We start from the raw sequence: 11,336 nt of genomic DNA, 5'->3' as shown, positions 1-11,336 counted from the left end.
CTGGATGATCAAATCATCAACATCAACGAGAACCTGAACAATCCGAGTCGCTCCAGTTTATTTAATGAAGATTACGCAGACTAATTTTTCTCCACAATTTACAATTCATACAGCCCTCTCAGGGATTAATCTCAAATCTCTTTAGTAATTTAGCGCAGAAAAAAAGGGGTAGAATTTGGATTATTTAGACGGCTTAAATCCTTCACAAAAAGCGGCGGTAAAGCAAACAGAGGGACCAGTGATGATAGTGGCCGGCGCTGGTTCTGGTAAGACCAGGGTTATTACATTTCGGGTTGCACACCTTATCCGGCAAGGCGTAGATCCTTTTAATATTCTGGTACTTACATTCACCAATAAAGCTGCCAAGGAAATGCGGGAGCGGATCATGAAAGTTGTGGGTACAGAGGCAAAAAATATCTGGATGGGTACGTTTCACTCAGTTTTTGCCAAGCTGCTTCGGGTGGAAGCGCAGAAAATTGGTTATCCCAACAACTTTACCATTTACGATACCGATGACAGTAAAAGTTTGATCAGAAGCATACTGAAAGAACAACAACTCGACGATAAGCTTTATAATGCAAATTTCGTCTACAACCGTATCTCTTCATCAAAAAACAATCTGATCTCGCCGGCAGAATATCTGCAAAATGAACACATTCAGGCTGAGGATTTCTCATCCGGCCGGGGGAAAATGGGAGAGATATACCAGACCTATTCTCAAAGGTGCTATAAAGCCGGAGCCATGGATTTTGACGATCTTCTTTACAAAACCAATGTACTGCTCAGGGAGCATCCTGAGGTGCTTTACAAATACCAGAATAAATTTAAGTATTTGATGGTTGATGAGTATCAGGATACTAACTTTTCCCAGTATCTGATAGTGAAGAAACTGGCAGCGAATAATGAAAATATTTGTGTGGTGGGAGATGATGCCCAGAGTATCTATGCTTTTCGTGGTGCGAACATTCAAAATATACTCAACTTCGAGAAAGATTATCCGGATTTAAAAGTCTTTAAACTGGAGCAAAACTATCGTTCAACTCAGAATATTGTTAACGTTGCTAACAGCATTATAGCGAACAATAAGAATCAACTTAAGAAATCTGTTTATTCTGAGAATGAGACTGGAGATAAAATCCGGGTTTCCAGAGCATTTAGCGATAATGAAGAGGGGAAAATCGTCGCCGAGGCCATTGCACAGGAGCAAGCTCTCAAAGGTTGTAAATATCGGGAATTTGCGATTTTGTACCGTACTAATGCGCAGTCCAGAGCGATGGAAGAATCGCTTCGAAAGCTAAATGTCCCTTACAAAATCTATGGGGGCCTTTCTTTTTATCAAAGGAAAGAAATAAAAGACCTGATCGCTTATTTTAGGCTGACCTTCAATCCAAATGATGAAGAAGCAATAAAACGGGTTATAAATTATCCCCGTCGGGGTATTGGTGATACCACCATAGAAAGAATAATAATCGCTGCCGACCAGCATAATATCACACTGTGGGAAGTCATTATTGATTCACACCGTTATCTTGATGCCCGCAGTGCGACTGCAGTTGGAAACTTCGCACTGATGATCCAGAGCTTTCAGGTGATGACAAAAACTCATTCTGCCTACGATACCGCTTTGCATATTGCCCAACACTCTACCCTCTTGAAGGATCTGTACTCTGATAAATCTATTGAAGGCCTCAGCCGATACGAAAATATTCAGGAGCTACTAAATGGGATTAAAGAATTTAGCGAACGCGAAGATATTGAAGAAAAGGGCCTCGATGTTTTCATGCAGGACGTAGCCTTGCTCACTAACGATGACAACGATAAGAATCCAAATGCTGATACTGTTTCATTAATGACCATACACTCGGCAAAAGGATTGGAATTTGATAATGTATTTGTGGTTGGCCTCGAGGAAAATCTCTTCCCCTCGCAGATGTCATTAAGTTCCCGGGTTGATCTCGAAGAAGAAAGACGCCTTTTTTATGTGGCAATAACCAGAGCAGGAAAGAAGTTATATTTATCATACGCCACCTCCCGATACCGCTGGGGATCATTAACAAGCTGTGAACCCAGCAGGTTTATCGATGAGATTGATGCAAAATATCTCGAACTTGATTTCAAGCCTCAATTAAAAAATACAGGAAACCCGTTTTTTGATGACGAACGATCGGCATGGCAGCAAAAAGAAACGTTTAGCAGGCCTAAACCCAGTCCCGTGCAAAAAACAACGTCGATCCTTCCAAAGGCTCATGTTCCCAGTGCCGACTTCGCCCCTTCTGATACATCAGGTTTGCAGGTTGGTATGGAGGTGGAGCATGAACGGTTTGGATATGGCAAGGTTATCAACCTAGAGGGCAATAAACCGGACATAAAGGCTACTATTTTCTTTAAAGAATTAGGACAGAAGCAATTATTGCTAAAATTTGCTAAATTGAAAATTGTAAAATAAAACCAAAAAGTCGCTCCACAGCTTAAAATACCACATTTTTGTTTAGCGCAAACACTGAATTACCATGACATTTGATTATAATACCACAAGAAAAAAGCTAATTCTTGCAGAATACGGGCGTAATGTGCAGAATATGGTGAAATATATTGTAGCTCTGCCTACCAAAGATGAGCGGAATCGTTACGCGCAGGTCGTCATAGACTTGATGGGTTTTCTGAATCCCCACCTCCGCGACGTAGCCGATTTTAAACATAAATTATGGGATCATTTACACATCATATCCGACTTCAAAATTGATGTCGACTCCCCATATCCGAAACCTTCTGAGGACGCTATCCGCTTTAAGCCGGCACCTTTAGCATATCCTCAGCAGAGAATAAAATATAAACATTACGGTAAAACTGTTGAACTCATGATCAGCAGGGCCAAGGCCATTGAAGAACCGCAAAGAAAACAACTGATGGTTCAATCAATAGCTAACTTCATGAAAATGGCTTATGTTACCTGGAATAAAGACAGCGTAGCCGACGAAACTATCATTAAAGATCTTCGGGAAATGTCGAATGGTGCTTTGCAACTTGAGGAGAATGTTAATCTTCAGCGGATTGAAGTGCGCCAGGCTAATCCTGTAAACAGACAGCGAAATAGTAATCAGAACAATAAAAACAGGCAAAATAGCAACAGCAATAGCAGGAATAATGCTGGTGGTTCGAATCGTCAGAGATCAAATAACCCGGGAGGCAAAAGATATTAGCCCTGGTATTTCCCTTTTGCAAAACTTATCGAAATCATTTTCTTATTAAGAGATGGGCATTTGTTATGGCCTTATCAAAACATTAGACTTTATCATATCAGATGAACGCATTTGAAATTGTTGGTGGAAAGCCATTAAAGGGTGAAATAACCCCTCAGGGAGCGAAAAACGAAGCACTACAGATCATTTCCGCAGTGCTTCTTACTCCGGAAAAAATTACAATCAGCAATATCCCCGACATAAAGGACGTAAATAAACTAATCGAACTGATCGGCGATTTGGGCGTAAAAGTTGAACGTTTAAATAAAGACACATACACGTTCGAAGCGTCGAATATCAATCTCGACTTTTTTCATTCTGAATCATTCCGTTCAAAAGGCGGGAGTTTAAGAGGATCGATCATGATAGTCGGTCCCTTATTAGCCCGCTTTGGAAAGGCTGCCATCCCTAAACCGGGCGGCGATAAAATAGGAAGACGACGTCTCGATACTCACTTTCTTGGATTTGAAAAGCTGGGTGCCAAGTTTGTGTACGATAAAAAGACCAACTTTTTCAATGTGGATGCGAGCGATCTTAAAGGCGCCTACATCCTTTTGGATGAAGCATCAGTAACCGGAACAGCGAATGTTGTAATGGCGGCAGTATTAGCCCGAGGGACAACTACAATTTACAACGCGGCATGCGAACCTTATCTCCAACAACTATGTAAAATGCTCAACCGTATGGGCGCTAAAATTACCGGAGTAGGTTCCAACTTGCTTACTATTGAAGGCGTGAAAAAATTAGGTGGTACTGAACATCGGCTACTTCCGGATATGATTGAGATAGGATCATTCATCGGCCTGGCAGCCATGACTGAATCGGAAATTACCATCAAAGACGTTAAATTTGAGGAACTGGGTATGATTCCTGAAGTATTCCGGAAACTAGGGATTCAATTTGAACTTCGCGGTGATGATATCTACATCCCAGCCCAAAAGCATTATGAAGTGGAAACCTTCATTGACGGATCAATCATGACCATTGCCGATGCCCCATGGCCTGGCTTTACACCTGATTTATTGAGCATTATGCTGGTTGTAGCCACACAGGCCAAAGGAAATGTGCTGATCCATCAGAAGATGTTTGAAAGCCGCTTATTCTTCGTCGACAAATTAATCGACATGGGGGCGCAAATCATTTTATGTGATCCTCACCGTGCCACGGTTATTGGACTAGACAAAAAAGTAAAACTTCGCGGGATCTCCATGACCTCGCCCGATATTAGAGCTGGGGTATCTCTATTAATCGCAGCACTTTCTGCTCAGGGTACATCTACAATTTTCAATATAGAGCAAATTGAACGCGGCTACCAGGATATCGACATAAGGTTGAGAGCATTAGGCGCAAATATTAAACGTATCACTGCCACTGACAGCGGTCATTAAAAATAAAGAGTCTGGAAGAAGCGCATTGAGAAATCAATGCGTTTTTTTGTATATTTAATTTTAACCGTCGCCATTTATGTCCTTTTACTCACGGCATCCTAAAGAGGTTCAAATAATAGCGGGCTTTGCATTAATCAAGCTTTTCATACATCTTTTATCGAATAGTCACTATGGATTTCACAGAGACGAGCTCCTATACATGGCTATGTCGGAGCATCTCGATTGGGGATATAAAGAAGTCCCCCCTTTTATAGCAGGGATTTCCTGGTTCTCTTATACCGTATTTGGCGACAGCGTATTTGCCATGAGAATTTTACCGTCCCTGGCGAGTGCTTTAATAGTATTTATGACAGGACTTTTCGTCCTTGCGATGAACGGTAGAACGTTTTCGATCGTTGCTGCTTGTGCAGCAATGGTGATATCGCCTTCATTTCTAGCATCAGGATATCTGCTTCAGCCGGTGGTCTTTGATCAACTCTTCTGGGTTTTGTCTGCTTACTTTATGGTCAAGCACCTTCAAACCAGAAAAACAAACTACATCTATTTGTTAGGAGTGTCAGTGGGCCTTGGAATGCTAACTAAATACACCATGGCACTCTTTGTAATAGCTTTAATCGGTGGCCTCCTCATAAGTCCGCAAAGAAAGGTATTGTTGAACAAAGACTGGCTAATGGCCTTTGCAATTGCTTTCATTATTTTCCTGCCCAACCTCATTTGGCAGCTAAGCCATGGCATGCCGGTAATTTCCCATATGAACGAATTGAAAGCCAGTCAGCTGGATTACATTGATCCTTTATCAACGTTCACTCAACTTTTTATAACCCACGCATCCGCCTCAGTCGTATGGCTATCAGGGCTTATATATTTATTTTTTACTAAGAGTAATTCAAGATATATCTTTATCACGTACGCTTTCATTTTAGTTGTCATTCTTCTCTTAGCGTTCAACGGCAAAGTTTATTACAGTTTCGGCGCATTTCCTATGTTATTTGCCGCTGGCGGTATTTGCATGCAGAAAGTTATGGGAAGCATAACCCCGCCGTTACGATATGGGGCAGTCTGTTTGATATTAGCACCCTCGCTCCTGCTGATTCCCATTGTGGTTCCGATTTTATCCTTTAGATCAACTTTACGCTTTTTCGAATTTACTACCAGCAATGGGTTGGAATTCCCTGTCAAATGGGAAGACCAGGGTACTCACGATACCACTCAGGATTATGCTGATATGCTTGGCTGGGAAGAGATCGCTAAACATGCGTCGACGGCGTATCAAAAAATCCCAACTGAAGAACGAGCTAAAACCACACTCATTACAGATAACTACGGTCAGGCTGGTGCTATTATGCACTTTAGCAATAAGTAGGATTTGCCAAACCCGGTTAGTTTAAGCAGCAGTTTCGCGCTATGGTCTCCCGATTCAATTCAAACTAAGCACATCATTATGATTGATGATGATATAGGCGATATCGCGAAAGCATTCAATTCTAATGAGCAGATCGGACAGGTTGAAAATCCCTACGCAAGGGAAAAAGGCACAGGGATATATCTGCTATCTGATCCTTTAGTTGACGTTAACCGGTTCTACCAGAACGAGCGTCAAAAGGAACTGAACTAAGCACCAACGTGCTCAGGCTGAGATTGCGTTGATAATATCATACTGGGTGATAATCTCAATCTTGCCATCTTCGTCTTCAACTAGCACCGCCATATTATCTTTATTAATAATCGATGAAATCTTGTCGATGGAAGTATTCAGATCAATGAAAGGAAAAGAGGCTGTCATGATCTCTTTAACACTTCCCGATTTTAATGAGGGATTATCAAGCACTGAATTTAATATGTCGCTTTCTGTGAGCTTTCCAATAATCATCCCTTGCTGAGTCACCGGAATCTGAGAAATATTAAGTGATTTAATGGTGTTAATAGCTTCAAGTACCGATTTCTCGCAGTCAATAGTGATAATATCCTGGCGTTCTCTTCGGGACAAAATTGATTTGGCAGTGAGCTTTTCATCTGCAAGGAAGCCGCGTTCCCTAAGCCAGTCTTCATTGTACATTTTACCCATGTATCTTGAACCATGGTCGTGGAATATAATGACTACAACATCACCATCCTTTAATTCATTTTTCAGCTGCATAAGTCCAGCCAGAGCAGAACCTGCAGAGTTACCAGCGAACAGTCCTTCCTTCCGCGCTATCTCACGGGTCATCAAGGCTGCATCTTTATCGGTCACCTTCTCAAAGCGATCAATTACATTAAAATCAACATTCTTCGGAAGGAAATCTTCGCCTATGCCTTCTGTGATATAGGGATATATCTCATTTTTATCGAATTCACCCGTTTCCTTAAACTTCTTAAATACTGATCCATAGGTATCAATACCCCAAACTTTTATGTTTGGATTTTGCTCTTTTAAATATTTTCCAGCTCCGGATATAGTTCCCCCTGTTCCAACTCCCACAACTAAATGGGTAATCTTACCTTCAGTTTGTTCCCAAATCTCAGGGCCCGTTTGTTCGTAATGTGCCAGGGAGTTGGAAAGATTGTCATACTGGTTTGGCTTCCATGAATTTGGAACTTCCCTTTCCAGACGAGTTGATACAGAATAATATGAACGGGGATCTTCAGGTTCTACATTCGTTGGGCAGACAATAACCTCAGCGCCAAATGCCCTCAAGGCATCTACTTTCTCCTTAGATTGCTTATCAGTGGTCGTGAAAATACATTTATAACCTTTTACAACAGCAGCAATTGCCAGACCCATTCCGGTATTACCAGATGTACCTTCAATGATCGTCCCGCCTGGTTTTAATCGTCCATCCAGCTCTGCATCATTAATCATCTTAATTGCCATACGGTCTTTGATAGAGTTTCCCGGGTTTGTTGTTTCAATCTTAGCTAATACCGTTGCTTTGACATCTTTAGTTATCACGTTTAATTTTACCAAAGGTGTATTGCCAATCGTGTCGAGAATGTTGTTATACCACATAATACAAATTTAAGGAAATACTTGAAGGATGTTAAGGCTTTGGCTAAAATCTAAGTCAATCTTTGATGCATTAATTTTTATCTTAGGGTTTGATAATTCTTTATATACCCCATGCATTCACAACTATCCTCACTAACCTTACTCCTGATTTGTTGCCTGCTTTTTCCATTAGTCACCTCAGCTCAATCATCCAGGAAAAAATATGTGATTAATGGATACGTAGGCGGTTATCGCGGAACCCCTGTAGACATCGACGCGATAGATGCTAATAAGTTGACACATATTAATTACGCTTTCGTCAATTGTATTGACAGCATGGCGGTTTTAAGCAATTTGAAAACCGATACCATTAATTTTAGGCTCTTAAATTAACTTAAAAAGGTCAATCCTGACCTCCAGATTTTGATTTCCATTGGAGGATGGACCTGGAGTAAAAACTTCTCAGACGCTGCTCTGACGCCGACGTCAAGGGCTTTGTTCGCTAAAACCAGCGTCGACATCATACGGCAACATAAACTCGATGGAGTAGATATTGATTGGGAATACCCCGGACAAAGAGGAGATAATAATAAATTCAGGCCTGAAGACAAACAGAATTTCACCTTGATGTTCGTGGAATTACGCAAGGAACTGGACAAACTATCTGCAGAAACGGGGGAAAAATACTTATTAACGGCAGCTTTGGGCGCTTCGAAAAGCTTTATTGCGAATACGGAGATGGATAAGGTGGCTAAGATTCTGGATTACCTTTTTGTCATGACTTATGACTTTGGCGGACCAAATGGAACGGTCGGACATCACACGAATCTTTACTCATACGGTCCGGAAAAAAACAGTTCCTCGGCAGATCAAGCGATACGCGATTTCATCGCAGCCGGTGTTCCAGCACATAAACTCGGAATCGGAGTAGCATTTTACGGCAAATCTTTTGACGCAGCTGGCATAGAGAATAATGGACTTGGACAGGCCAACGTTAGGTCTGTAGCCGGAACCCCAAGCCCTTCAGCGGGACAGGCTGGCGGCTTCACCAAGCTCAAGGAAAGTGTGATTAATCAAAATGGCTATATTCGCTACTGGGATAAAGATGCCCAGGCACCTTATCTTTTTAACCCGGAGAAAAAGGTCTTCATAACTTATGATGATGAAAAATCGACGAAGCTGAAAGCCAAATATGTAAAGAAACATAAGCTGGCTGGCGTATTTTTTTGGGAATACTTCAGCGATCCTAAAGAACACCTACTGAATGTACTTGATAAAACTTTAAATTAATTATACCTTATGAGCCTACTTACCGCGATACAACGCATTTCACTCACTACTCTAATGGTTTTCGGGTCCATATTAGTATACGGACAAACAACTATAAGTAAATGGCAAGACGGCAAAACGGGAGCTGTTTCTATTACCTATGATGATGGATCCATAAATCAATTCCGCAAAGCCCTGCCTATAATGAATAGAATGAACATACCTGCCACGTTCTATATCATCACGGGGCAAATTCCCGGTTCGCAATATCCGGGCCGTTTTATTGGGAGGCCAGTGAAAGACATTATCCTGGAAACTGCAACAATTCCAACAAATAAAGACAATTTCTATGAACGGGCCTCAGCTGCCGGATTCCTGGGATTTCAAGGCACTCTGGACTATCACACTAACGCGGGCGCCCAGATCGACGCTGGAAGGGTGGATGCAGCTTACAAAATCATGGATGAGCTCTATAAAAAAGTGCGCGACGGGGGATTTGCGCCAGGAAACAAAGTGAATAACGAAGTAGAAGAGGCCAAAGGAGTAACATGGGACGACATAAGAACTTACGCCGCACAGGGGCACGAATTTGGAAGCCATACAGTAACCCACGCCCGTCTTGCGGCCCTCGATGAAGCAAATATGTTATATGAACTTGAAAAGAGCAGAGAAGACATTCTAAAGCAACTCGGCCCGAAATACACTTTTTCTGCCGAAGGTCCCTATGGTATAGAAAACGAACGGGTCATGGAATATGCCCATAAAATTTATCCTGCCCTGCGTAATCGTATGCCGGAACCTTTCCTGGAGGAATTAAATCGGTCCAGCCGGAAAAATCCAGGTTCATTCAACAAAGAATATGTCCAGTGGCAAAGGGGTGCAACAACCAAAACTCCTATGCCCCTGATGAAATCATGGATTGACACGACAGCCGCAAAAGATAATATATGGTTAGTTCTGGTCATACATGGAGTTGATGGGATTGGTTGGGAAGCTCTTACCAGTGCAGCCCTGGATGAATACTTTCAATATATGAAAGCCGAAGAAAAAGACTTATGGATAGCAACGTTCGCAGACGTCACGAAATATATTCGCGAACGAATGAACGCATCAATAAAGACTAAAGAAAAGAAGGATAAAGTGACTGTTAGTCTAACCCATAATCTGGATAAATCGATGTATGATATTCCGCTAACATTAAAAACTTACGTCCCGGACGCTTGGGATGACATAGAAGTCAGACAAAAAAATCTAATAAAAATTCTGAAACCTCAAAAAGACGCAAAAGGAAGTTTTGTGACGTACCAGGCTTTACCCAATGCGGGCGAGATTAAATTAGTCAGTAAATGACATTTTCAATGGAGCTCAATAAATCCAGGGTACACTTGAAATTATAAATTACCTGAAGCAGATACTAGAACTTCAGGTGTTTCACTGTCAGTCCGTTGTTTATTAATTGTTTCAGGGAATCTATTCCGACCCTTAAATGAGTTTCAACAAATTGCTCCGTTACCTTCGAATCGCTTTCCGCTGTCTTCACCCCTTCCGGGATCATAGGCTGGTCTGAAACCAACAATAAAGCACCCGTAGGGATTTTGTTAGCAAAACCAGTAGTGAAGATGGTGGCTGTTTCCATATCTACTGCCATTGCGCGAAGGCTCTTTAAATACTTTTTAAACACTTTATCATGTTCCCAAACACGTCGGTTAGTGGTATATACAGTTCCCGTCCAATAATCTCGTGAATGATCACGAATGGTAGTTGAAATTGCTTTCTGGAGTGCGAATGAGGGCAAAGCCGGAACTTCTGGAGGGAAATAATCATTCGAAGTTCCTTCTCCTCTTATCGCAGCTATGGGAAGGATAAGATCACCGATATTATTATTTTTCTTTAAGCCGCCACATTTTCCGAGGAATAAAACCGCTTTAGGTTTGATCGCAGTTAGCAAATCCATCATGGTTGCAGCTAATGGACTGCCCATACCAAAATTGATTAAGGTGATTCCATTTGCTGATACGCTCTGCATAGGTTTATCAAGGCCTATGATCGGGGCATTGTCATTCCACTCGGAAAAAAGGTTCAGATACCTGGAAAAATTAGTGAGTAATATGAAGCTGGTGAAGTCAGCTAATGGCCTGCCCGTATATCTTGGCAGCCAATTATGGACAATATCTTCTTTGTTTTTAAGACCTGATTTAACTGCCGAATTAACTTCCTTTTTCTTCTTTTTTGTTACTGCTCCTTCAACCGGATCTTTCTTGACGTCTTTCTCTTCGTTCATAATTTAATTCTGTTAAACAAAGAACCCCCGATTAAATCGGGGGCTCTTCTTATGCTACTTTTAATTTCTTAAGGTCGGATTTCTCAAATTTATCAGTGGCATAATCGAGCGTGATAAATAAGTCCTTCGTGCTCTTGCCCGAGGGTGTTTCATACATGGCATCGATCATGATGGCCTCACATATTGAGCGT

The 11,336-nt window shown here is 41.6% G+C and carries 9 protein-coding genes and 2 pseudogenes; 8 read left to right on the top strand and 3 right to left on the bottom strand.

Annotated elements, in window-relative coordinates:
- Positions 1 to 175 precede the first annotated feature (175 nt).
- The 5 genes from WBJ10_RS17320 to WBJ10_RS17300 all read left to right on the top strand — a co-directional run bounded on the left by WBJ10_RS17320 (position 176) and on the right by WBJ10_RS17300 (position 6,242).
- Positions 176 to 2,446: an ATP-dependent helicase gene (locus WBJ10_RS17320; RefSeq protein WP_424292572.1), complete on the top strand. Its 2,271-nt coding sequence runs from the start codon at positions 176 to 178 to the stop codon at positions 2,444 to 2,446.
- Positions 2,447 to 2,510: 64 nt separating this feature from the next.
- On the top strand, positions 2,511 to 3,200 hold the full coding sequence (locus tag WBJ10_RS17315) for a DUF4290 domain-containing protein (RefSeq protein WP_424292570.1): 690 nt from the start codon (positions 2,511 to 2,513) through the stop codon (positions 3,198 to 3,200).
- A gap of 101 nt (positions 3,201 to 3,301) precedes the next feature.
- Positions 3,302 to 4,627 carry a UDP-N-acetylglucosamine 1-carboxyvinyltransferase gene (gene murA, locus WBJ10_RS17310; protein ID WP_424292568.1) on the top strand — a complete coding sequence of 442 codons (1,326 nt, stop codon included), beginning with the start codon at positions 3,302 to 3,304 and terminating at the stop codon, positions 4,625 to 4,627.
- A gap of 76 nt (positions 4,628 to 4,703) precedes the next feature.
- Entirely contained in the window at positions 4,704 to 5,990 is a 1,287-nt protein-coding gene (locus tag WBJ10_RS17305) for a glycosyltransferase family 39 protein (protein ID WP_424292566.1), read from the top strand.
- A 78-nt stretch (positions 5,991 to 6,068) separates the two neighbouring features.
- Complete coding sequence (locus tag WBJ10_RS17300; RefSeq protein ID WP_424292564.1) at positions 6,069 to 6,242, top strand: hypothetical protein; 174 nt, start codon at positions 6,069 to 6,071, stop codon at positions 6,240 to 6,242.
- A 12-nt stretch (positions 6,243 to 6,254) separates the two neighbouring features.
- Here WBJ10_RS17300 and WBJ10_RS17295 read toward each other — a convergent pair whose 3' ends face one another.
- On the bottom strand, positions 6,255 to 7,616 hold the full coding sequence (locus tag WBJ10_RS17295) for a pyridoxal-phosphate dependent enzyme (RefSeq protein WP_424292562.1): 1,362 nt from the start codon (positions 7,614 to 7,616) through the stop codon (positions 6,255 to 6,257).
- Positions 7,617 to 7,727: 111 nt separating this feature from the next.
- Here WBJ10_RS17295 and WBJ10_RS17290 point away from each other — a divergent pair, with 111 nt between their 5' ends.
- From WBJ10_RS17290 to WBJ10_RS17280, 3 genes and pseudogenes are all read left to right on the top strand, one after another.
- A complete protein-coding gene (locus WBJ10_RS17290) occupies positions 7,728 to 7,988 on the top strand; it encodes a hypothetical protein (protein ID WP_424292560.1) in 261 nt (86 codons plus the stop codon).
- Positions 7,989 to 8,003: 15 nt separating this feature from the next.
- Positions 8,004 to 8,885, top strand: a pseudogene (locus WBJ10_RS17285) (glycoside hydrolase family 18 protein); the annotation flags it as partial.
- 9 nt (positions 8,886 to 8,894) lie between these two features.
- Positions 8,895 to 10,214, top strand: a complete 1,320-nt coding sequence (locus tag WBJ10_RS17280) for a polysaccharide deacetylase family protein (protein ID WP_424292558.1) — start codon at positions 8,895 to 8,897, stop codon at positions 10,212 to 10,214.
- 64 nt (positions 10,215 to 10,278) lie between these two features.
- Here WBJ10_RS17280 and WBJ10_RS17275 read toward each other — a convergent pair whose 3' ends face one another.
- The gene (locus WBJ10_RS17275) at positions 10,279 to 11,145 is read right to left on the bottom strand and encodes an AMP nucleosidase (RefSeq protein ID WP_424292556.1); all 867 of its coding nucleotides are present in this window, start codon (positions 11,143 to 11,145) and stop codon (positions 10,279 to 10,281) included.
- A gap of 49 nt (positions 11,146 to 11,194) precedes the next feature.
- Positions 11,195 to 11,336, bottom strand: a pseudogene (locus WBJ10_RS17270) (ATP-dependent Clp protease ATP-binding subunit ClpX); the annotation flags it as partial.

Origin of the sequence: Daejeonella sp., assembly GCF_049655485.1 — a bacterium.
Taxonomy (GTDB): domain Bacteria; phylum Bacteroidota; class Bacteroidia; order Sphingobacteriales; family Sphingobacteriaceae; genus Daejeonella.
The sequence above is the reverse complement of the archived record's forward strand: the minus strand, read 5'-3'. Positions and strand labels throughout refer to the sequence as shown.

Excerpts from the sequence above, each read along its gene's own strand:
- WBJ10_RS17295 (WP_424292562.1), bottom strand. The coding sequence starts at position 7,616 with ATGTGGTATAACAACATTCTCGACACGATTGGCAATACACCTTTGGTA.
- WBJ10_RS17315 (WP_424292570.1), top strand. The coding sequence starts at position 2,511 with ATGACATTTGATTATAATACCACAAGAAAAAAGCTAATTCTTGCAGAA.
- murA (WP_424292568.1), top strand. The coding sequence starts at position 3,302 with ATGAACGCATTTGAAATTGTTGGTGGAAAGCCATTAAAGGGTGAAATA.
- WBJ10_RS17300 (WP_424292564.1), top strand. The coding sequence starts at position 6,069 with ATGATTGATGATGATATAGGCGATATCGCGAAAGCATTCAATTCTAAT.
- WBJ10_RS17280 (WP_424292558.1), top strand. The coding sequence starts at position 8,895 with ATGAGCCTACTTACCGCGATACAACGCATTTCACTCACTACTCTAATG.
- WBJ10_RS17305 (WP_424292566.1), top strand. The coding sequence starts at position 4,704 with ATGTCCTTTTACTCACGGCATCCTAAAGAGGTTCAAATAATAGCGGGC.
- WBJ10_RS17290 (WP_424292560.1), top strand. The coding sequence starts at position 7,728 with ATGCATTCACAACTATCCTCACTAACCTTACTCCTGATTTGTTGCCTG.
- WBJ10_RS17275 (WP_424292556.1), bottom strand. The coding sequence starts at position 11,145 with ATGAACGAAGAGAAAGACGTCAAGAAAGATCCGGTTGAAGGAGCAGTA.